At 39.0% G+C, this 21,418-nt stretch carries 20 protein-coding genes; 7 read left to right on the forward strand and 13 right to left on the reverse strand.

Annotated features, from left to right (window positions below):
- Positions 1–335: 335 nt before the first annotated feature.
- Entirely contained in the window at positions 336–1,160 is an 825-nt protein-coding gene (locus C9J40_RS21430; protein WP_105062077.1) for a phosphate ABC transporter substrate-binding protein, read from the reverse strand.
- Between the two features lie 129 nt (positions 1,161–1,289).
- On the reverse strand, positions 1,290–1,712 hold the full coding sequence (locus C9J40_RS21435; protein WP_107208421.1) for a DUF3859 domain-containing protein: 423 nt from the start codon (positions 1,710–1,712) through the stop codon (positions 1,290–1,292).
- Positions 1,713–1,881: 169 nt separating this feature from the next.
- Here C9J40_RS21435 and C9J40_RS21440 point away from each other — a divergent pair, with 169 nt between their 5' ends.
- Positions 1,882–2,706, forward strand: a complete 825-nt coding sequence (locus C9J40_RS21440) for a CPBP family intramembrane glutamic endopeptidase (protein WP_107247941.1) — start codon at positions 1,882–1,884, stop codon at positions 2,704–2,706.
- A gap of 56 nt (positions 2,707–2,762) precedes the next feature.
- On the opposite strand, the gene C9J40_RS21445 is transcribed toward C9J40_RS21440, so the two are convergent.
- The 7 genes from C9J40_RS21445 to C9J40_RS21475 all read right to left on the reverse strand — a co-directional run bounded on the left by C9J40_RS21445 (position 2,763) and on the right by C9J40_RS21475 (position 9,666).
- Positions 2,763–3,896 carry a M14-type cytosolic carboxypeptidase gene (locus C9J40_RS21445; RefSeq protein WP_107247942.1) on the reverse strand — a complete coding sequence of 378 codons (1,134 nt, stop codon included), beginning with the start codon at positions 3,894–3,896 and terminating at the stop codon, positions 2,763–2,765.
- Positions 3,897–4,051: 155 nt separating this feature from the next.
- The gene (locus tag C9J40_RS21450) at positions 4,052–4,372 is read right to left on the reverse strand and encodes a cytochrome c (protein WP_107208424.1); all 321 of its coding nucleotides are present in this window, start codon (positions 4,370–4,372) and stop codon (positions 4,052–4,054) included.
- A 127-nt stretch (positions 4,373–4,499) separates the two neighbouring features.
- Positions 4,500–5,702, reverse strand: coding sequence for a dihydrolipoamide acetyltransferase family protein (locus tag C9J40_RS21455; RefSeq protein ID WP_107247943.1), 1,203 nt, complete (start codon positions 5,700–5,702; stop codon positions 4,500–4,502).
- Positions 5,699–6,682 carry an alpha-ketoacid dehydrogenase subunit beta gene (locus C9J40_RS21460; RefSeq protein WP_107208426.1) on the reverse strand — a complete coding sequence of 328 codons (984 nt, stop codon included), beginning with the start codon at positions 6,680–6,682 and terminating at the stop codon, positions 5,699–5,701. The genes C9J40_RS21455 and C9J40_RS21460 overlap by 4 nt, the downstream gene beginning before the upstream one ends.
- Positions 6,675–7,784, reverse strand: coding sequence for a pyruvate dehydrogenase (acetyl-transferring) E1 component subunit alpha (gene pdhA, locus C9J40_RS21465; RefSeq protein ID WP_107247944.1), 1,110 nt, complete (start codon positions 7,782–7,784; stop codon positions 6,675–6,677). Before pdhA ends, C9J40_RS21460 begins: the two co-directional genes overlap by 8 nt.
- Positions 7,785–8,020: 236 nt before the next feature.
- Complete coding sequence (locus C9J40_RS21470; protein WP_107247945.1) at positions 8,021–8,965, reverse strand: DNA ligase; 945 nt, start codon at positions 8,963–8,965, stop codon at positions 8,021–8,023.
- A gap of 158 nt (positions 8,966–9,123) precedes the next feature.
- Positions 9,124–9,666, reverse strand: coding sequence for a hypothetical protein (locus C9J40_RS21475; RefSeq protein WP_107208429.1), 543 nt, complete (start codon positions 9,664–9,666; stop codon positions 9,124–9,126).
- 309 nt (positions 9,667–9,975) lie between these two features.
- Here C9J40_RS21475 and C9J40_RS21480 point away from each other — a divergent pair, with 309 nt between their 5' ends.
- Positions 9,976–10,668 (forward strand): hypothetical protein, encoded by a 693-nt coding sequence (locus tag C9J40_RS21480; RefSeq protein ID WP_107247946.1) that lies wholly within the window; start codon positions 9,976–9,978, stop codon positions 10,666–10,668.
- Between the two features lie 125 nt (positions 10,669–10,793).
- Here the strand turns inward: C9J40_RS21480 and C9J40_RS21485 are convergent, their stop codons facing one another.
- Positions 10,794–12,266, reverse strand: coding sequence for an FAD-dependent oxidoreductase (locus C9J40_RS21485; protein ID WP_107247947.1), 1,473 nt, complete (start codon positions 12,264–12,266; stop codon positions 10,794–10,796).
- Between the two features lie 539 nt (positions 12,267–12,805).
- On the opposite strand from C9J40_RS21485, the gene C9J40_RS21490 reads away from it, so the two are divergent.
- The 4 genes from C9J40_RS21490 (at position 12,806) to C9J40_RS21505 (ending at position 15,881) form a co-directional block, all read left to right on the forward strand.
- Positions 12,806–13,876 (forward strand): OmpA family protein, encoded by a 1,071-nt coding sequence (locus C9J40_RS21490; RefSeq protein ID WP_107208432.1) that lies wholly within the window; start codon positions 12,806–12,808, stop codon positions 13,874–13,876.
- 115 nt (positions 13,877–13,991) lie between these two features.
- Positions 13,992–14,423 (forward strand): hotdog fold thioesterase, encoded by a 432-nt coding sequence (locus C9J40_RS21495; protein WP_107208433.1) that lies wholly within the window; start codon positions 13,992–13,994, stop codon positions 14,421–14,423.
- A gap of 8 nt (positions 14,424–14,431) precedes the next feature.
- Positions 14,432–14,668 carry a DUF3389 domain-containing protein gene (locus tag C9J40_RS21500; RefSeq protein WP_107208434.1) on the forward strand — a complete coding sequence of 79 codons (237 nt, stop codon included), beginning with the start codon at positions 14,432–14,434 and terminating at the stop codon, positions 14,666–14,668.
- A 169-nt stretch (positions 14,669–14,837) separates the two neighbouring features.
- Positions 14,838–15,881 carry an outer membrane beta-barrel protein gene (locus C9J40_RS21505; RefSeq protein ID WP_107208435.1) on the forward strand — a complete coding sequence of 348 codons (1,044 nt, stop codon included), beginning with the start codon at positions 14,838–14,840 and terminating at the stop codon, positions 15,879–15,881.
- A 47-nt stretch (positions 15,882–15,928) separates the two neighbouring features.
- Here C9J40_RS21505 and rodA read toward each other — a convergent pair whose 3' ends face one another.
- On the reverse strand, positions 15,929–17,020 hold the full coding sequence (gene rodA, locus C9J40_RS21510) for a rod shape-determining protein RodA (protein WP_107247948.1): 1,092 nt from the start codon (positions 17,018–17,020) through the stop codon (positions 15,929–15,931).
- Positions 17,021–17,295: 275 nt separating this feature from the next.
- Between rodA and C9J40_RS21515 the strand changes: the two genes are divergently transcribed.
- Positions 17,296–18,210, forward strand: a complete 915-nt coding sequence (locus C9J40_RS21515) for an ROK family protein (RefSeq protein WP_107247949.1) — start codon at positions 17,296–17,298, stop codon at positions 18,208–18,210.
- Positions 18,211–18,268: 58 nt separating this feature from the next.
- Here the strand turns inward: C9J40_RS21515 and C9J40_RS21520 are convergent, their stop codons facing one another.
- The gene (locus tag C9J40_RS21520; RefSeq protein WP_107208438.1) at positions 18,269–19,429 is read right to left on the reverse strand and encodes an MFS transporter; all 1,161 of its coding nucleotides are present in this window, start codon (positions 19,427–19,429) and stop codon (positions 18,269–18,271) included.
- 536 nt (positions 19,430–19,965) lie between these two features.
- Positions 19,966–20,919: a ribosome biogenesis GTPase YlqF gene (gene ylqF, locus C9J40_RS21525; protein ID WP_199187159.1), complete on the reverse strand. Its 954-nt coding sequence runs from the start codon at positions 20,917–20,919 to the stop codon at positions 19,966–19,968.
- Positions 20,920–21,418: the final 499 nt, after the last annotated feature.

Consider the following 21,418-nt stretch of genomic DNA (forward strand, 5'->3'; position numbering starts at 1 on the left):
GCTGCCTCTAATTTAAATTCAGCACTAAATAATCGTCTTGTTCGTTTTGTCATGATGTCACCTATCCATGTTAAGAGGTGATGATATCACCTCTGAGTAGGTGGCCAAATTTAATGTACCACTACAGAATCCTTATGAATATAGCTACGAACACTTGTGTTCACTGGTTTCGCAAACTTTTTGATGAACTGTTGGGTGTCTGTGGATCAGGATAAGAATAGGAGAAAATGGGAAAGGAAATACAGCTGGAGAGGATATTTCAACCCAAAGTACTGACGTACTCTGGGAGGAAAGTTCATTCATTACCACAGAAGGAATGTGGATTTTTAAATATATTAAGACATTGCAATATAGCCTTTATCTTTAATGATTTTTTGTCCTTCTGGCGACATGATCCAAGCTAGGAACTCTTTAGCTGCAGGTTTTAGTTTACCCGGTTGGTTTAGCACCAAGAAGGGACGTGAAAGTGGGTAAGTCTTATTCAGTACATCTGCAACAGAAGCTTTATGGCCGTCTACCTCAACTGCTTTTAACGAGTTATCAATAGAACCTAATGACACAAAACCTATCGCATCTTTGTTATTCGCAACGACTGTTTTTTCAATACCATTACCACTCGCAACTTGTGCGCGTTGGCTGATAGTCGATACTTTAACGCCGTTAATTTTTGTGGTTAGTTCCATTAACTCTTCAAACGCACCTCGAGTACCAGAACCATTTTCACGTGTTGTTACAACTACAGGGTCACTATTACCACCAACTTGAGACCATTGGGTAACATCACCTTTAAATAATTGCTCGATTTGCGATTTTGTTAGGTTGTTAACCGGGTTTTTTGGGTTAACAACAACAGCAATACCGTCACGAGCAATTTCCGTTTCAACCAATCCTGCTTTTTTCTCTTCTGCTGATAGGTTACGTGAAGCCATACCTAGATCATTTACACCTTCGATTGAAGACTTAATGCCTGCAGTTGAACCCGTACCGTTGATGTCAATAAATACGTCAGGGTGGCTCTTATGGTAGGTTTCACCTAACACTTCCATTACCTCTGTAACAGAAGTTGAACCTGATACGGCGATGTGTTCTGCAGCCATAGCAGATGTAGATACTGCCGCAGAACTTAAAATTAATGAAAGTGCAAGAAGTGACTTAGTCATGTGTATCCTTTAGGGGCTTAGTTATTTGCTGACTAAGTTAAAGCGACTATGTGACAACTTTGTTTCAAAAAATATTATTAGGAAGCAAGGTTAGATTCCAATAATGAAATAGTTTTGTTTCAAAAATGGTTAAAGCCCACGACGCTTCCAAAATTGCCCTTCATCATTATTGAAAACATTGAAGGTTTTTTCCGCAATTATGTTGTTATTCATTTCTAATGTCATACGCCACGGGCCAACTTTATTGCTGATGGGAGCCCAAATTGTATCGCCAAGGTAAAAATCCCAATCATTATTACCAACATAAACATACCCATCGAATGGTTCTAAGACTTCACCGTCGTCATTAGTGATGTTGGGGTGGTAAATGCAGTAATGAACCTTTTCGCCTTTGGCTTTTTTTATATTAACGGTAAAGCCAAATTCAATATCAATTTCAGCTGGAATGTCTAAGGTAAACTCTTTGATCTTCGGTAGCTTTTTTGAGTCTGCATCCCAGGTGGTGAAAATGCCGTATGAGTGTAGGTGTATAATAGGTTTATTTTTTGCCATTGATTGTGGATCTCGTTTGATGAACGGTACGGATGAGATAACCGAATAATAAATCAAAAAACATTAATTTTCTTTTCAAATTAAGATGTTAGCAAATATTTCTTCAGGGTATGATATGTTTTCTGATAATTTAGATGTTAATAACTCTTATTATGAATGGAAATAGTAAATGGAACCAACAGTTTGGATATGGGGTTTACTAGCATGCGCTGTCGTTAGTGGGTTTTATCGTAAAACACTATTGACTGGTGTATTAGTTACTTTAGCTTTACTTGCTGCGGTATTTCAAGAGCGGTTATCAATCATTGCTATCGCTGGTGTTGCGATTGGTTTTTGTGTGGCGTATTTCACCGCGAAGCAAGAAGGGAAGTGGCGTTATGCTGGGTTAAGCTTCATGTTGATTTGGTCTTTAGCGCTTTTTGCTCACGCAATTCCCGGTTTTGATAATCTACAAGTATTAGATAAGGTGTACGCTAGCCTTGATAGCACACCGTTTACTATGTATTTAAATTTGGATAAACCGTTGGTTTTCTTTGGTTTGTTATTGGCATATCCAGCATTGTTAGGGAGTAACAAAACTTGCAATTTTAAAGTACTCGCTTTAGTTGTGATGGGATGCTTGTCGTTATTACCTATTGCTGCGGGGTTAGGAGCGTTAAAGTTTTCTTTTTCGACACCACATTGGTTGTGGTTATTTGTGCTAAACAACTTGTTGTTTACTTGTGTAGCAGAAGAAGCACTTTTTCGCGGTTTTATCCAACAAGGTTTATCGAAGCGTTTCGGTTGGGTAATCGGGCTTGTTGTTGCTAGCTTACTGTTTGGATTTGCACATATTGCTGGTGGCATGTTGCTAGTTGTGTTCGCAGGTCTTGCCGGTTTATGTTACGGCTTGGCTTTCTATCTGACAGGGCGTTTATGGGTAGCTGTATTAGTACACTTTATGTTTAATTTGACGCATTTGATTTTCTTTACTTATCCGATGTTAGCAAAATAAGTAATAAAGCGGTCAGATCAAGGTGACCGCTTTATGTATTTACTACTGACGAGTTATTAGCGTAAGTGATCCATGACGACTAATACCGCTGCGAGTGTGTCGCTACCAAATGCCACACTTCGCTCTGGTGACCAACCGTATAAGCTGTCTGGTTGGTTGTTGTGATCTTTAAATGGCATTTCAATAGTGTAAGAAAGACATTTAAACTCTTCTGCTACCCAGTTAGAGCCGACTGTTAGGTTTGCTTCACCGGGCTTATCTTTATCGTAACCATGTTCAACTTGGAACTCTGGTGTAATTGTTAGCAGTGCTTGCTTGAACATATTTTCAAGGTTTTCAAAGCGAGCATCATAAGATGGAATCCCTTCTGAACCCGCAACGAAGTTATAAGGAATCGCTTCATCACCATGAATATCAAGGAAGAGATCCACACCTGTTTCAAACATTTTTTCACGCACGTAGAAAACTTCTGGACTGTTTTCTAGTGATGGTGTTTGCCATTCACGGTTAAGGTTTACACCAATCGCGTTTAGGCGAAGGTGACCACGCGCACTACCATCTGGGTTCATGTTAGGCACAATGTAGAAAACGGCTTTTTCAAGTAAAGCACGACCGACAGTATCGGTTTCATCCAGTAAACGTTGAATAAGACCTTCAGCAAACCATTCAGCCATTGTCTCGCCTGGGTGCTGACGTGCAATCACCCATACTTTCTTTTTATTTTCAGCGGTTGATTCATCACCAATAACCAATAGACTCATATCTCGGTTATCAAGTGTGTGGCCTAATGTTTCTAAACGGCAGTTGTAGTGGCTTTGTGCAAGGTGAAGAAGATCTTGATGGCGGTCATAGCTGTATGGTGCAAAGTAAGCAAAATACATTGATTCATTTTCAGGGATCACGCTGAAGGTTAATTTATCGCCATCAAATTCAGCTGGAATGCGGAACCATTCTTCACGATCGTAAGAAGCAACGACATCATAGCCTTTCCAGCCTTCAGGGTAGGCTGAATTTGCCAGATCTAGGATTGTAAAGTTATGCGGTTGTTGAGCTTCTGTTTCTAAACGGAAGTGGAACCATTGATGAAGTTCAGAGTTATTATCGTTAGGAATAGTTAACTGAATGTCGTCTTTGCTATCCGCTTTAACAACGTTAATACTTCCACTTTCAAAGTTACTGAAGATTTTCATTTTTAGTTTCTCATTCTAGGCTTTAATCTCAACTTACCACAAAGATAGTCTGCCTATGATGTTTTTTCCGTTATAAAACACGGCAATTGATTTGTATGATTAATAAGTAATCAGTCGTTCTACTCAGATTGAAGGACGACTGACGTTGAGCGCGATTATTTCATTTGTGAATAGTATTCAGAGATATCGGCGATATCTTGATCAGATAAATTTTTAAGTTGGGCTTTCATCATTGACGACATCCCCCCAGTGCGGCTGTCATTTAAATATGCTTGCATTGAGTTATATAAATACTCTGCATTTTGGCCTTTTAGATTCGGGTAATCTGGGCGTGGTGCAATGCCATTGCTACCGTGACAAAAACGGCAGCTCGGCGTTTTTATTTCACCTTGGGTGGCATCACCATCAGGCATTGCCATAAGTGAGCTTGAAAAGAGAAGCGTGATAAGACTTGCTGTAAAAAATGAATAGCGCATAGTTTTTATATGACTGCAAAATGAAAGGTAATTACTATCATAAGCTGTTGTTTATACCATGCAATATTTTGTTATTGTTTGATGTAACAATATGTTAGTAACTTTATTCCAAGTAAGTGTTATCACGTTATGAAGATTCAATGTTGTCACAAGGTGGACTTTCTAAGCTATTGACTAGTGCCTTAATAAATCGCGCGGCTTCTCCTCCCGTACATGCTCGATGATCAAAGGTAATAGAAAGAGGCAGTACTTTTATGGTTTTTACACGTTCGTCTTCCATGATCACTTTATCCATGATCCGTCCAGCACCAATAATGGCAACTTGCGGTGGTGTCACAACGGGAGTGGCAAAAATACCGGCAATAGCGCCGTAGTTAGAAAGTGTGATGGTTGCTTTTTGTAATTGATGACGATCTATTTTTCGGCTGCGAATACTGGCAGCGGTACGATCAATCCAGCGTCGGATCCCTTCCTGATGATATTGTTCTGCATGATGTAACACAGGCACATACAGGCCATGACTGCTATCGACAGCAATACCAATATTAACAGTTTTATGTAAACACCTTGTCATTGTTTCCGCATCAAACCATGCATTAAGCGCAGGCTCTATATGACAGGCGTTATTAATAGCTTTAACTAGATTGACCGTTATGTCGTCATCTTTTTGCCAGTGATATAAATGTGCTTCTTCAGTCAGAGTGACTGAAGCGACATCATGGTGCGATCGCGTCATATTCTTTGCCATATTACGGCGCGATCCTCTTAATATTTCAGTCCCTGGTATTTGTTGTTGGTAAGCAAGATAGACATCATTATCAATAATTAAGTGATTAGCCCCAGATCCGGTAATTTCTTTAATATTGACACCTAACTTCTGTGCCAATAACCGTGCTGAAGGGGTCGCAATTAATGGATGATGTTGATTAGCAATCGAGTGTAAATTAACGGTTTGATTTGCATCATCACAGATCGGATCAACATCAACATGTTTATCAAGCTGGGAGATGTTGCCTACAACCGTAGCCGAAGAGGATCTGTGATTTGCAGAGCTTGGACTGATTTTTTCTGGCAGTACGCTCGCAGTATTCGCGAGTAACTCATCGATTTCTAGCAAGCATTGACCAATATTAATAACATCGCCTTCGTTACCATAACGATGGACAATTTTTCCACTATAAGGTGCAGGAACATCAACCGTTGCTTTTGCTGTCTCTACAGTGACGACCACTTGATCGGTTTTCACAGTATCGCCAATATTAATATGCCATTGCACAATTTCTGATTCAGCCAGACCTTCACCAAGATCGGGTAATGTGAATGCTTTCATTGCCAACCCTCCATGAGTTCACGAGCGGCATTTACAATGTCATCGTGTTGGATCATAAAATAATCTTCATTACGATAATAAGGCATGATGGTATCAAACCCTGTTAGGCGTTTAGGCGGTGCTTTCAGTAAGCACATCGCGCTTTCAGCTACTCTTGTAATGATCTCTGCACCAACACCGCAGGTTTTTGCTGCCTCATGCACCACTAATAAGCGGCCTGTTTTTTCGAGTGATGCTGTAATGGTCGCCATATCGATAGGTTTGATACTGGCTAAGTCAATCACTTCAAGTTCTATGCCATGATGAGATAAGGTTTCTGCTGCTTGAAGTGATTCGACCACACAAGCGCCCCAAGTCACTAGGGTAATATCTATTCCTTTTCTCAACGTAAAACATTGCTCAAGCGGTAAAGCGAGACCGTTATTTTCGACATGTGATTTAACGGTTCGGTAAATCCGTTTGGGTTCAAAGAATAAGATCGGATCGTTACTGCGAATCGCGGCGAGCAGTAATCCATAAGCACGTTGCGGTGAAGAGGGGATCACAACTTTTAAGCCCGGAATGTGGGCAAACATTGCTTCGATACTTTCAGAATGATGCTCTGGTGCATGAATGCCTCCACCGAAAGGGGCTCTAAACACAGCAGGGCAGGTTAAGCGGCCGCGAGTACGATTTCTTAGTCTTGCTGCATGGCATACTAGGTGCTCCATTGCTGGAAAAATAAAGCCTTGAAATTGAAATTCAGCAATAGGTCGGAGACCCTGTGAGGCCATACCAACAGTGACACCAGCAATTAACGACTCTGCCAGTGGTGTATCAATCACACGTTTACAACCAAAAGCCTGTTTTAAACCGAGTGTGGCACGAAAAACGCCACCATTTTCACCAATGTCTTCACCCAAAATAACGACATTAGGATCGTGCTGCATTTCATAGTGAAGAGCGAGGTTAACTGCTTCTATTAATGTAATATCAGCCATTACTCCCTCCTGAATTTTGCTTCTCCATTCGCATCGCTTTATTGATAAGCGCGTCGCGTTGATAGTGCAGATCGGGATCGGCTTTCTCATAAAGATAATCGAATGCTGATTCTGGCGCTTGTACAGTGAGAGCAAGGTATTGTTCAACGGCTTGATTAATACGCTGATGGCAAATGTCTAACCATTGTGACTCTTCGGTTTCTGACCATAAATTTTGATTGATTAAATAGGTTTTTAATCGAGCAATAGGATCGTATTGCCACGCTTGTTTGACTTCTTCATCTTCACGATAACGAGAGGCGTCGTCAGCAGTCGTATGATCACAAAGTCGATAACTTATCGCTTCTATTAATGTCGCACCTTTACCTTTTCGTGCCTGATCTAAACTTTGTAGAAGGGCATCGTACATGGCAACAATATCATTGCCATCAACCATGATACCTTTGATTCCTGCGCCTTTGGCTTTATCGACTAAGTGTTCGGCATGACATTGCAAATGCAGTGGTACAGAGATCGCCCATTGATTATTGTTGATTACAAATACTAAGGGGATATTCCAAACACCAGCGCAATTGAGAGATTCTAAGAAGTCACCTTTTGAGGTTGCTCCATCACCACAAGTGGCAACGGTTGCTCTATGTAATCCTTTGATTTTCATTGCTGCTGCTATACCGACAGCATGAGTGCATTGTGTTGAAATTGGCACGCAAAATGGCATATCGTCATTATGTGAAATATCAGGGGATGTTGAGGGGAAATTGCTACCTAATTCATCGCCGCCCCAGTATTGCAAGTTCTGCAACATACTTATACCCCGCGCCCATAGTGCGGGCATATCACGGTAATAAGGGGCAAGCACATCGGTAGATTGCATAGCAGAACCAATCGCGATACCAATGGCTTCCGCGCCAAGGTGTGAAGGATAAGTCCCTAACTTTCCTGTTCTTTGTAAGGCAATTGCTTTTTTATCATAGTGACGAACTAAAACCATATCGCGGTAAAATTGCTGTAGCAATGTATCATTAGCCCACTCAGGAAGAGGGGTGACTAAATGACCACGGTGATCTATATAACGATGCATGGGTTGTGTCTGTCTATTCATCCCAAGCTCCTTGTGTTTTATCACCTCTTTATTATTTTCTGCTAAGAAGTGAATCGTTATAACGGCTTGAACTGGATAATTTAAGTGTAACGAATAGACAGCAACTTGCTTGAGCTTTCTCGTTGATATAACAGTAAACAAAACAATACAGCGAATTTATTGGAAAAAAGACCTATTGTTTACAAATGGTAGTTAATTATGCTTATTTTTGATGTAAATGATGGTCTTTTATGTTGCTATGTGTCTGGCGATAATCTTACTCGGCTAAAACGTGCAAACCGTGGAATACCTCGTTCGGTATACCCGTTGTAACGAAACTGAATGGTAGTGCCAAGGGGGGGAGGGTTTTTGCGTTGTTGTTCAGTAAAGCCTGTTCCTATCTTAAAGGTTTTATTATTGATTGTTTTTACCCAAATAGATCCCATTAATCCCTGATATTTTCCATTTCCCTTTTCGTAACCAATAACAATTGCTTCAGCATCTTGATGTTGTTTGAGTTTTAGTAACTTATTTGTTCTGCCTGCGACATAGTAGTTATTGATATGCTGAAGCATTAAGCCTTCACCATGGTTATTAACGATAATATCAAGCCATTGCGTAAGAATACTGATTTCGTTAATACGTTTATGCTCAACTAGATAAAGCACGTTGTTTGGCACTGTACTGTGAGTCTGGATAAGTTTAACTAAGCTGTTGTAGCGTTGTTCAAAAGGTAAATCTGATGTAGGTAAATCAAACACCATATACTTGACGTTACGCCATGCCTTGTCGTTAGGGACGTGATCCATGACTATTTTAGTCAGAGCTTGGAATTTACCACGTTGTAGCCATAATTCTCCATCAAGCGCTATTGCGGGTAAGTTTTTTATAAACCAATGAGGAGCATGGATTTGTCTACCTGATTTTGTCGTAAGTTGTGTGCCATTCCAATAAGCTCTAATGCCATCAAGCTTCTCACTAACAAGGTATTCTCTGACAGGGAATTCTATATTATCAATAACACTGTTCTTGTCATTAAGGTGCTGTAAATCTAAGGCTTTAGCTTTCATTAATTCAGGGGTTGATTGTGCAGAAAATGAAAGTGTCAGCATGACTAATGCTGCGATAGGTGAGAGCGGTTTATTTATATAATTAAGATGTTTTCTTGAGGAAACTTCAGCAGCAGTTAATATGTTTATCATCGCCTAACCTCTAAATTATAATTAGTAATAATTAAGGTATTAGACACTTGTAATAATGGAAAATATCAATACGGTTTCATATTGAAATAGTGTGTTGTCACTCTAAAATTTCTTCGAGATGATACAAGTATTAACAATTTAATGTGTTTTAAGTATATTTAGTTGTTGTTAAGTCTCGATAATGATGTCGTTTTTTTAACTACAACATCCGCCTTTGTTGTATAGCTATCAGCGCAATTATAGAAAGCTTGTGCTTGTTTATGATCAGCAACAAAAGAGAGAGGTTGCTCTAGTCCTTCTATATAAATCCGCGAGCGGTTGCCGTGAGAGCGAAAAGTATCGATGAATAATTTTGGGCTGACATTATCATTCGCGATAGTCGTGCTGTAGATGACATTTTTACTATCAATACGTTTGAAAAGGTTATGATCGACTAAGTACTTTATATCTGCTTTAGTTTTATTAAAGATCGGCTCTTGAGTTAATTTACCTCGAGATGGTGCGGATAAGTCATTGAAATGATATATTTTAATATCAAATTTACTATGGTAGTTAGATGATAACGCCAAAATAATCTTATCTTGATGTCGCTCTTCTTTTATACGTAACGTACAAGCAGAATTGTTTTGGATATAAACTGAATTTTCAAGCAGAGGCGTTGAAAAAGCAGAAACAGTGAGAAAAAGTAGTGGTGTAATCATAGTGCGCACCATATAGACATACATCAGTGTAAATCGAGGACAACATTTTGTTCCTACTTTAAACACTAGTGCTTATGGCAATCAAAATGTGGCTAACATTACAAACTATTATTTGTAATACACATTATTATTTCTGAGACGGCAATCTAGATTTATAGATAAAACCTTAAATTAAACTGCACGAAGTGAGGTTGTTCGAAACCTTGCTATAAATATGACAATTGATTACATATTAAATGTTAAATTACGCATTTAGATAATAACAAAAATTAGAAATGTGCTGTTGCTGTATGTTTAGGAGAAAAAAATATGTCGAGTAGTACTACAGGAAAAACTACAAAACGTAACTGGAAATTGTCGTTACTTCTTGGGTTATTAGCTGGCGGGGCATTGGGCGCAGGTATACAGCATTACAATAATGTGCCTGTGACGACGGCATATAGTACGTTAAAAAGTGACTATCAGTCAGTAGTTGACGAACTCAATAAAGAAAAGTTATCAGTTAAACAGTTAACAGATGAGAAAGCGTTACTTGTTGAAAGCTCTAATCAAAAGTTAGACGCACTAAATTTGCAGTTAGATCAACAAAAGGTTCAGCTTGAGCAATTAACACAGCAATTAACTAATATTCAAAAGCAGCAAGAGACAACCCAAAAACTGGTCGTGACCAAAAAGAAACTTAATAAAGAAGTGGTAGCGCTAAAAACTAAAACCAAGCAACAAAAAGAAGTGATCGATAATTCAAATGTGTTGTTTGAACAAAAATCAAAGACACAGCATGATTTAGCTGTAGTTCAAAGGCAAATAGTGGCTCTTAGCCCTGATATAAAAAAAGCAAAAAAAGCATGTGCAGAGTTTAAATCCGGTAATAGCTGGAACTGGGTATCACAAAAAGATTGTGATAATTACGCGGATTTTCAAAAGAAGCTTAATACGTTAAAAGCACAAGAAAGTCAGTTAAAACAGTCGTTAGCTACGCTTAATAAGAAAATTAATGCGTAATGAGTTAACCTTTATCAAGGTTCTTTCTGAGTGCTAGGAATAGCCTCAAAAAGGCCGCAATGTTGATCTTTTACAGTGAAGTGACACTATAAAATGAGGCATTGCGGCTTTTTATAATTTAGCTATTAACCTATAGGTTGAGCAAGTGAAGCAGGAAAACCGCGCTGAATGGCAATTTTTTCCGCATTCGCCACTATTTCTTGTTTATCTAACTGCAAGGTTGTTGAAAAAAGCTGCTCTCTTGTCGTTACATCATCATGATACGCATTGATGATTCCTTTTGTGATGAGTTCATTCACAATAGCATCGGCTGCTGATAGTGCTGATGAAGCTTTTACTATTTCAGAACGCGCATAGTTGTCACCAGAGAACGATATATCTGCAGCACGAAGCGTTGCATCAGTCCCTGGGATTTGCTGAGCGCCAAATAATGGTTTTCCGCCTACAACAGCACTTTTAAATGTATCAACATATTGTGCGACATGTTTTATCGCTTTTTCTGTACGCTCAATCACTTCTTCTTCAGACCATTGACGGTTTAATTTTTCTTTAAAAGCGTCATTAAGTTTTGGTTGAGCAGAGGAATGATCAGAGGTTACTAACCCATTTTCAAATAGAGTAATGTCTTTTGTCATTCCATGTAATTGGAAGTAGCCATTAGGGTAAGGTGTGAGTTGAGCCATGCCTTTTGGCGTACCACGCTCACCATGAATAATCACTTCTGGCCAATGCCCCTCACATTTCTCCCAGCGTGTCACATAAGCGGCTTTAAATTCTACCATTCGCTCTCGTGGAATATGAGCAAGATCATCGATTGTGCCAGAACGATAGCCACAAGCATTGATCAAGTAATCAACAGTACATTGTTGCTTATGATTATCCTGAGTTTCATAAGTGATTAACCATCGCTGAGTGGCTTGGTCAAATTCAACCCCACACACTTTACTTGAAAGTAATACATGACAGTTCTCCATCTGCTTCAGTGCTAGGGATGCGGTTGCTGCAATTCGAAATACACTTAAACCATACTCTTGTACCATTACGATAGGGTATTTGAATTGATCTAATTGAAGCGATTTGGCGACAGGGATCATCCAATCATCAGGTGTGACTGGGTATGTTGGATTATCTAAGAGCTTTAACTTTTCTATATCTTGCTGCGAATAGAGAGTGAAGTAATCACTAGGCTCACCTAGCACTTTATTCTTACTATCTCGTTTCACCAATTGTTCGTAAGTAGTTCTTAGTAAATCTAAGCGAGGTATTAAATCTAATGCCGAGCCGTTATCGTCAATGGGCACAGCGATAACAGTTGGGCGAATGTTCGCGGTATGTTTGAACACTCTGAGCGTATCAATCGATTGCTCCAATAGGTTGAGACACTGTTGACTAGAAATCTCACGATATAAATTTCCGCCCGCATGAAGATGGCAAATAGGTGGGCCGTTAACGAGACTTATCCCTTCTTCGAATAGGTTTATTGAAATTCCCAATTCAGCAAGACGAAGTGCAATCGTAGCACCCGCGACCCCTCCACCAATAATACCAACAGTTGAATGGCTAATGCCTTCTGAAGAGTGGCGCTCTGAAATATTCATAATGATTAGGCTTAAATGTGAAATTCAATAGTGGTTATAAGGTTAAAAATTGTATGGCTTTAATTAAGGATGTTAAGCCAATTGTATTTTACAAGGATACAGTTACGAGAGAAATATAAAGTTAGATCAAAAGTTAGAACAATCGCACTTATTTTTTTTTGCTCACAAAATAGCCGCTTTGTTTAATTAAGCATAAATATGAATGAAAAGTGGATATAAAAACCGAGTCAATAGCTGGAAAATAAAATTACACAATCATAAGTACGATAGGGTTTGTTGTTAAAATGTGACAATTATTTTATTTTATAAAAGCAGATTTTTATGTGTTTTTTTTATGAATCTTTAAAATACAATCGGTTAAAAAAGATAAATGTTACAAGAAATTTTTTAATTATAGCTTTTTATTTTCATGTTTGGTAAATTAACCCCTGTTTTTTTGAGGTGATACACAAAAATAAAAACTATGTTTGTATTTGTGAGTTTAAGCATCTAAAAAAGCACCTGTAGTGGCAACATTCATAAAATAAAGGATAAAAAACATGTCTAAAGCACGTTTTGCGATTTTACCTCTTGCACTTTTAATTTCTGGTGCAGTGAACGCAGCAACTGAAAACCCATTCTACGCTGGCGTTCGTGCTGGCGGCACTCATTACGCTGACTTCGATTCAAAGACTGCAGTTAATGGTGGCTTTACTTACGGTAATCCAAGTTCTGAGTTTCGTATTGATCGTGATGATTTCGCTGCAGGTCTATTTATGGGTTACAACGTAACACCATGGTTTGCAATTGAGGGTGGTTACACTTGGTTAGGTGAAGTGACTCTAAAAGGTGACAAGCATCATGACAAAGGTAAAGTAGAACAACAAGTTATCGACCTTGTAGGTAAGTTCACTTACCAAGCGACTGATAAAGTAGATCTATACACTAAAGTTGGTGGTGCATGGCAGTTCACTCGTGCTAAAGGCCTTCCAACTCAAACAGAAACCGATCGTGATGACAGCCTAATTGCAACTGCAGGTCTAGGTGCTGAATACCACTTCACTGATAACCTATCTGCACGTGCTGAATACCAGTACTACCACGATATGGAAACTAAGCCGACTGGTACTGATACGAAGGTAAGTTGGGATACTCACTACTACGGTATGAGCCTAGTTTACGGTTGGGGCGCTCCTGCACCAGTTGTTGTACCAGTAGTTGAAGAAGTTGTTGAAGCTGCAACTGTTCAAGTTGAGCCAATTTCTGTAACAATGCCTTTCGCATTCGACAGCGACACACTAACTACAGAAGACCAAGCACGTCTTGAGCCTATCGCTCAGCGTCTAGTTAACTTCCCTAACGCAGAACTAGTTGTTATCGGTCACACTGATAGCCGTGGCTCAGAAGCTTACAACCAGAAGCTTTCTGAAGAGCGTGCTAAGACTGTAGCGGTATACCTAATGAAGCACTTCAACATCGATGCAAGCCGTGTTAAAGGCGAAGGCCGTGGTGAGCTAGATCCAGTAGCTTCAAACGACACTGCTGAAGGTCGTGCTCAGAACCGTCGTGTAGATGTAACTACTCCTGGTTTTGAAATCCAAGCTGAAGTTGCAGAAGCTGTAGTTCAGTAATTAACTCTTTTGAGTTATAAAAAAGCGCCGCAAGGCGCTTTTTTTATGTTTGTAATAAAATTTAAAATCAATGTTAAACTATTACTTTATCGTAGTTTAATGGTATGAGAGTCGAATGACTATTTGGAAAAGAGAGTTTAGTTTAGCAAGCCTTAATAAAACCTCAGAAAATACATTAATTAAACATTTAGGTATTACCTACTCAGCTTTTGACGAAGAATCACTCTCGGCAACAATGCCAGTTGATCACAGAACACACCAGCCACTGGGTATGTTACATGGTGGAGCCTCAGTCGTTTTAGCTGAAACATTAGGGTCAGTAGCCGCAAATTTGTGTGTAGATCATGATAAGTACTGCGTTGGCTTAGATATTAACGCAAATCATATTCGTGCAATAAGAGAGGGGGTTGTAACTGGCCGTGCTAGTGCTCTTCATTTAGGCGCAACCACACAAGTTTGGCAAATCGAAATAAGAGATGAAAGACAGCGATTAATTTGTACTAGCCGATTAACAATGGCCGTCATTATTAATAAGAAGAAGAAATAAAATAACCGATGATAATACATTTTGAACAAGGTCGAATTATCGCGACTCAACGAGAAGTCGTTGTGAGAATTGATGGAAATTGCAGGATTAACCTTCAAGCACAAGTTGATGAGCTAACACTTATTTCTGGCGCTAATGTTGTTAGTGCTGTTGGTAGCGGGATTAATTGGTCTATAAAGTTAGATTCGAATGAGCAATTGCAACAACTTGCTAATGAAATAGGTATTGCGATTACTATTTATTAACCTTTTTTGCTTTATATTGAATAAAGAATATTAAAATTATCTTTATGAACTAATTTATTTCTGAATAACCTAGTTGAAATTATAAATATGGAATATTATTCCTTACAGGAAACATTTACCTCTCATCGGGTATGTTAGAGTAATAATTGAACAATAATAAGAATTTCACATGTCTAAAAAATATATTGCATTACTACCGCTTGCATTAGTTGTATCAACCGCTGTATCTGCTGCTACTGTTAATCCTTTTTATGTTGGCACACGACTCGGTGGTGCTCACTATTCAAATTTTCAACAGAACTATCAAGATATAACTGGCATAAATCTTAATAAAGATGATGTCGCGGCTGGTGTATTTGCAGGTTACAACTTTACACCTTGGTTTGCGGTTGAAACGGGTTATACATGGTTAGGTGAAGCTAAGTTTGAAAATAATAAGATTAAGCAACATGCTATTGATCTTACAGCTAAAATGACATGGAACCTCAATGATCAATGGGGCGTGTTTGGTAAGTTAGGTGGCAGTTACATGCTCGCTGACTTCCATGGCTATGGCGTTAAAGACCTTGATGATCATTTACTTGGTACGGCTGGTGTCGGTGTTGAGTATAAATTGACTAACCATCTATCTACCCGTTTAGAGTACCAGCTTTACCACGATATTCAGTCTAAGCCTCGTAACACGAATCTAGCTTATAACTTTGATACACAGTTTTATGGTTTGAGCCTTGTATATAGCTGGGGAGCAGCGCCTGCCGTTGTTGCACCAGTTGTTGATACTGCACCGCCAGTTCAAGCTGCAACAGTAACAGTAGAGCCTTCAACGGTTACGATTGCTTATGGTGTTGATGGTAAGCATTTAACTGAAAAAGATAAGCAACGCCTTCAACCAATGATTCAACGTTTAACACGTTACCCGAGTGCAACAGCTGAAGTGACGGGCTATACATCAAATACAGGTAGCGCAGCTTATAACCAGAAATTATCTGAAAAGCGTGCGAAAAATGTAGCGGATTTGCTTTCTCAGTATGTTGCTGACGCTAGCCAAATTACAGCGAAAGGGATGGGTGAAGCAAACCCTATCGCGACTAATGATACCGCGAAAGGTCGAGCAGAAAATCGCCGTGTAGAGATTTACTCACCAGCATTAAAGATTGCCACAGAAGATGCTGCTGAGCGTCCAGACTGCTGCGCAATGGAAAATAACCTATAAATAAAAAAGCGCCGAAAGGCGCTTTTTTTGACTCAATCTACTAGGTATTAGATGTTAGGTGCGCAAATAGATTTCTTTCTTAAACAAAGCGACATAATAATACCGAAAATAGCACCTTGAGTAATAATCGCTGAACCACCATAGCTAAAGAAAGGTAATGGACTTCCCATAACAGGTAATACACCGCTCACCATACCAATATTAATAAAACTATAAAGAAAGAAACTTAAAGCAAATGAGCCACTGACTAATCGTGCAAACGTTGATTCTGACTGATTCGCCAGCCATAACACTCTAAAAGTCATAAACGTATAGATAGCTAAAATAGTGAAGCTACCAATGTATCCCCATTCTTCTGCAAATGTTGAGAAGATAAAATCGGTATGACTCTCTGGAATGAAACCAAGATGACCTTGTGTTGCATCCATCCAACCTTTGCCTGAAATCCCACCAGATCCAATCGCAATTTTGGATTGAATGATCTGATAGCCAGAGCCTAATGGATCTGATTCAGGATTTAAAAATTGAAGAATACGTTTTTTCTGGTAGGTCTCCATTACGAAATACCACGCCAATGGAAGACTGACACCAATAATGGCTATCACAGATGAAATTAACTTCCATGACATCCCCGCAAAATATAGAACAAATAGAGCGTACATTACCGTGAAGATAGCACCATCTAGATCTGGCTGAATAAAAATCAATCCCGCTGGAATCGCAGTTACTATCAAACAAATCATGATCTTTTTAATACTAGGTCGACCCGCATCACTGACAAGGATCCAAGCCATCATGATTGGGACCGCTATTTTTACAAGTTCTGACGGTTGAAAACGTATTGGTCCTAATGCTAACCAGCGTTGCGAGCCATTGGTGCTATCACCAAGAACAAAGACACCAACAAGTAAAAGTACAGTAATAAAAAACAAATATGGAGCACTTCGCTCATAAGCGGCAGGTGAAATAGATGACATAAACAATAATGCGATAATCGCAATTCCTGCACGAATAAGATGACGCTCTATAATTGGCTCACTAAAGCTACTTGCACTCCATACACTCAAAGAACTGAATGTGATAAGAATTAAAATCGATATTAATAGTGGTATATCGATATAAGGACGGAATTTACTCATCGTGTACTTCACTGATTCACGCAAATTTGCGTAGACGTTAGTAATGCCTGTCACTTTAGGTGAGTTATTATTTGCCGCAAGATAAAAAGTGAAACAAAATGTGGCTTGGGCTTAAAATAAAATATTATGACTGTTTTTCTAATGTTCATCGCATAAAATGCTAATTTTAGTAGCGCGCAATGTATAACTAGAATATTTCTTAAATAGTGACCAAGTACAGAGAAGTAAAGATAAATACCGTTATACTTTCTCTGTAAATTTAGTCGGAGAATCAGATGGATCGTTATTACTGGGGTGTTGATTTAGGTGGTACAAAAATCGAATGTATTGTGATAGATCGTAACTCAGATCAACCCATTATTCGTGAACGCATTGAGACAGAAAGTATTAAAGGTTATCAACATATACTTGGTCAAATAAAGATACTGATTGAGCGGTGCGCAAAAATAGTTGGACATTACCCTTACGCGGTTGGTTTTGGAACACCAGGTACGCTTGATCCGATTCATGGCGTTATGAAAAACTGCAATACAACGGCATTAAATGGTCAGCCTCTTGATAAAGATCTTAATGAAATGCTTGGAATCCATGCAATTATTGCTAACGATGCCAATTGTTTTGCTTTAGCAGAAACACATTTTGGGGTCGTCAAACGTATCAAACCTGATGCTCAAATTGTATTTGGCATCATTATGGGAACGGGCGTAGGGTCTGGCATAGTGGTAGACGGTAAATGTTTATACGGCTGCCATGGTATTGCTGGTGAGTGGGGGCATAATGTTCTTGAGCATAATGGCGCGGATTGTTATTGCGGTAAGCAAGGTTGTGTGGAAACGGTTATTTCTGGGAAAGGATTAGAGCGTTATTATTACGAGCTTTCATCGCAAGCGTTATCTTTGCCTGAGATCGTCGAGCAAGCCAAACAGAATAATCATGAAGCAGTGAAAACAATAACACGTTTACGTGAGTATTTTGGTTTAGCGGTCGCACGAATTATTAACGTACTTGATCCTGAGATCATCGTGATTGGTGGCGGTGTCGGTAATATTGACGCGTTATATCAAGATATAGAAACACAAATTTTACCGCACTTGTTTAATACAGAGCTTAATACCTTGATTGTAAAACCAGAGCTAGGGGATAGTGCTGGTGTGTATGGCGCTGCAGCTTTAGTAAAGAACATCAGTTAAACAAGAGTCAGCCAAAAGTTAAAAGCGCGATACATATTAATAGTATCGCGCTTTTGTTTTAACTTGCCAGAACTTGAGGCTTACGTTGTAAACTTGCTACTAGCATGTAAATTGCCGTTGCAAGTAGAACAATGAAGAAGAAATCCATTATTCCATTTTGCTCTGCCATAAAGCTGTTAGCACCAATTGGACCCAGTGCTGAACCAATGCTGTAACTAAACAGCATAACTTGTGTTGCAGCAACAATATATGAAGAATCCAAGTTGTCACACGCCAATGTAATTGCAATTGGGTAAAGCGCAAAAGCAGACATGCCTAACAACGCCAATGCCGTGATCAGAACGACATAGTCTGATGATAGGTAAGTAATACCCATAGCAAAAACACCAAGCAAAGACATTAAAGCAAGCAATAGCGTTTTGCTCATTTTAATTGAAAGTTTGCTAACGACAGGTTGAATAACCATACCACCAAGAATGATTGCAGCCATCAACACGCCTACTTGATCTGTTGTTAGAGCATTTTGCTTTAATGCTAAAGGCATTAAACCGTAGATACTGCCCATTACAACACCTGAAGTTATACAACCAATAATTGCAGGTTTACTCAAACGTGCAATTTGCTTTATTGATAACACTTGGTGTGAATCACTGCTAGGTTGACCTTGTTTTACAAACAGAGGCGGTAAAATTGCGATTAGCAATAGCACTAGAATAACGATAAAAGGAATAAACCCTTTAACACCAAACATGCCTACTGCTAATTGACCAACAGTGGTGCCACCATAGAGTGAGGTCATGTAAAAACCAAGACGTTTTGCTCGCTCTTTCGCGTTATCACCAATAAGTAGCCATGATTCAACAACAACGAAAATACCTGCAACAGCCATACCAGCAACGAGGCGTGCAAATAGCCATACTTCTTTATTTGGAAAAATTGGCAAAACCGCAACAGTTGCTGCTAGCAAAGCTAAAAAAGTAATAAAAGCCACACGGTGACCAATCTTCGCAATAATTGGCTCGATCATCATTGAGCCAATAAGAAGACCAATGTAATAGATGCTTGCTAACCAACTTGCATAACTGCTATCAATTTTAAAATTTGCTAATGATAACGGAACCAAGCTCATTAGGTAGCCTGATGCGATAGCGAATACAGTTAGTCCAGCAACAGGCACAAAAATGCCGCCGCTTTTGCGACAAGTAGTGATGTCTTGCACTACCTTGGTCTCCAAGTGAAATGTTTGAAATAATCTGTCTTTATTTAAGGTAAATACGTTTAGAAAACGAAAAACCAGAAATCAAGGAATGATCACTGGAGATAACAAGACAGAGCTGTTTAAAAAAGTGTTTTATTAGAAAACTCGGCGATTATTGACCCTAACCTAACATTAGTAAAATGAGAAAAACTAATGCGAAACAGGGCATTTCATTACATTGATTAATGCCAAAAAATAATCGTTAGAGTAGTGATTATTAAACTGAACTCAAAATCGCACTTTATCTGATTAATATATTTATTTTTAAAGAATTAGAACTGATTTTACTGTTGCGGAATAGGGAGGAGCTTAAATAATGATTAGTGTTGTAATTGTTGTTCTATGCAAAAAAAGAACAAACAAAAGCGCATTTTTATCAAAATAATATAAAAAAAATTGGTTTCTAATGAAGAGTTTGGATTACATATACTAAAAAGCCACCTTACTATAGCGATATGGCACTAAGAGTAAGATGGCTAGTTATATTTTGAAGTCGATTAACGTTTATTTTTTAGATAGCGTTTACGTCGTTCTTCTTTCTTTTTGATCTTTTGTTCAGCTTTACGTTCAGCTTCCACTGCCACATTGATCAGCTCTTCAGTGATCATATCTGGATGCTCTAGAGTAATATTCCCCAGTGTACCGTTACGCAATTCATTGATAAGAATGACAGAGGCTTTGTGCAGATCAACACGACCCCCACCTTTTAAACAACCTCGTTTGCGCCCGATCTCTTCCATTAGCTCAATTTCAGATTCAGGTAGGTCATCATCAAGGTTATAACGTGCCTTGATCATATCTGGGTATGCTTTGATCAGATATTCAATGGTAAAGAAAGCCACGTCGATATAATCCATCGCGGTATCTTTAATTGCCCCCGTTGCAGCAAGGCGGAAACCACTATGTGGGTTTTCTACTTTTGGCCAAAGAATTCCCGGCGTATCAGAAAGCAGTACACCGTTATCGAGGTTAATACGTTGCTGTTGGCGTGTTACAGCAGGTTGGTTTCCTGTGATTGCGACAGTTCTGCCTGCAAGTGTATTGATAATAGTTGATTTCCCAACGTTAGGAATCCCCATAATCATGGTGCGAATTTTTTTACCTGCTTCTTCACGGTGAGGTGCAAGCTTGCGGCATAAATCCATGATCTGATTAACTTCGTTTAAGTTTTCAGTGGTGACAGCAATGGCTTTAACACCTTGTTCTTTTTCAAGGTGATCAATCCAAAGTTGAGTCATCTCAGGATCGGCCAAATCACGCTTGTTCAAAACTTTAACAACAGGCTTACCGTCATTGGTATTGCGGAACGATTTGATCAGTGGGTTTTCACTACTAAATGGGATACGAGCATCTAAAACTTCGATGATCACATCAACTTTCGGCATCGCTTCTTCAATTTCTTTGCGGGCTTTGTGCATGTGCCCTGGAAACCACTGAATGCTATTACTCATTATTTATGTACTCTTTATTTTTCTAGGTGTCCCTTGGGGTACAACCAGGGGTACTAAAATTGGTCGCAAGAAAAATAGTGGTTCTATCTTGCATTATTAAGTTATTGATAGAAATTCTATCATAGTTGGTAGGAGATCACTCTTAAATGATAAAGAGGATTGGAATCATTCTTTATATCCATGCCTACTTGAGTAAGTAAGGACAACAACAAACGTCAGCAATATCAGATAGGGTGAGGAAAGAGTAAAAAATACTAGAAATAATCTTTAGCCTTGGTGTGAGGAAGGTTGAATATACCATGTCTGGATATCAGAAAATCTATAGGCTGTTGGCTAATCACAAATGAGTTAACTTTTCTGCTAACTCGTAACTGTGTAGTGGTCAACAAATACTAGCCACGGTTTTAGAGGTTAACCAATATAATCGTTCTGATTCATTCGGTGTTAATCCGCCATTATATTGATGTGGTCGTAATTGGCTGTAATAACCAATAATATA

Source organism: Photobacterium sp. GB-72, assembly GCF_003026095.1.
Lineage (GTDB): Bacteria > Pseudomonadota > Gammaproteobacteria > Enterobacterales > Vibrionaceae > Photobacterium.

What these genes read in the sequence shown, in the direction of transcription:
- C9J40_RS21460 (WP_107208426.1), bottom strand. Translation starts at nt 6,682, where the DNA reads ATGGCTGATATTACATTAATAGAAGCAGTTAACCTCGCTCTTCACTAT.
- C9J40_RS21490 (WP_107208432.1), top strand. Translation starts at nt 12,806, where the DNA reads ATGTCTAAAGCACGTTTTGCGATTTTACCTCTTGCACTTTTAATTTCT.
- C9J40_RS21500 (WP_107208434.1), top strand. Translation starts at nt 14,432, where the DNA reads ATGATAATACATTTTGAACAAGGTCGAATTATCGCGACTCAACGAGAA.
- C9J40_RS21470 (WP_107247945.1), bottom strand. Translation starts at nt 8,965, where the DNA reads ATGATAAACATATTAACTGCTGCTGAAGTTTCCTCAAGAAAACATCTT.
- ylqF (WP_199187159.1), bottom strand. Translation starts at nt 20,919, where the DNA reads ATGAGTAATAGCATTCAGTGGTTTCCAGGGCACATGCACAAAGCCCGC.
- C9J40_RS21445 (WP_107247942.1), bottom strand. Translation starts at nt 3,896, where the DNA reads ATGAAAATCTTCAGTAACTTTGAAAGTGGAAGTATTAACGTTGTTAAA.
- C9J40_RS21455 (WP_107247943.1), bottom strand. Translation starts at nt 5,702, where the DNA reads ATGAAAGCATTCACATTACCCGATCTTGGTGAAGGTCTGGCTGAATCA.
- C9J40_RS21485 (WP_107247947.1), bottom strand. Translation starts at nt 12,266, where the DNA reads ATGAATATTTCAGAGCGCCACTCTTCAGAAGGCATTAGCCATTCAACT.
- pdhA (WP_107247944.1), bottom strand. Translation starts at nt 7,784, where the DNA reads ATGAATAGACAGACACAACCCATGCATCGTTATATAGATCACCGTGGT.
- C9J40_RS21495 (WP_107208433.1), top strand. Translation starts at nt 13,992, where the DNA reads ATGACTATTTGGAAAAGAGAGTTTAGTTTAGCAAGCCTTAATAAAACC.
- C9J40_RS21440 (WP_107247941.1), top strand. Translation starts at nt 1,882, where the DNA reads ATGGAACCAACAGTTTGGATATGGGGTTTACTAGCATGCGCTGTCGTT.
- C9J40_RS21430 (WP_105062077.1), bottom strand. Translation starts at nt 1,160, where the DNA reads ATGACTAAGTCACTTCTTGCACTTTCATTAATTTTAAGTTCTGCGGCA.
- C9J40_RS21435 (WP_107208421.1), bottom strand. Translation starts at nt 1,712, where the DNA reads ATGGCAAAAAATAAACCTATTATACACCTACACTCATACGGCATTTTC.
- C9J40_RS21515 (WP_107247949.1), top strand. Translation starts at nt 17,296, where the DNA reads ATGGATCGTTATTACTGGGGTGTTGATTTAGGTGGTACAAAAATCGAA.
- C9J40_RS21475 (WP_107208429.1), bottom strand. Translation starts at nt 9,666, where the DNA reads ATGATTACACCACTACTTTTTCTCACTGTTTCTGCTTTTTCAACGCCT.
- rodA (WP_107247948.1), bottom strand. Translation starts at nt 17,020, where the DNA reads ATGAGTAAATTCCGTCCTTATATCGATATACCACTATTAATATCGATT.
- C9J40_RS21450 (WP_107208424.1), bottom strand. Translation starts at nt 4,372, where the DNA reads ATGCGCTATTCATTTTTTACAGCAAGTCTTATCACGCTTCTCTTTTCA.
- C9J40_RS21505 (WP_107208435.1), top strand. Translation starts at nt 14,838, where the DNA reads ATGTCTAAAAAATATATTGCATTACTACCGCTTGCATTAGTTGTATCA.
- C9J40_RS21480 (WP_107247946.1), top strand. Translation starts at nt 9,976, where the DNA reads ATGTCGAGTAGTACTACAGGAAAAACTACAAAACGTAACTGGAAATTG.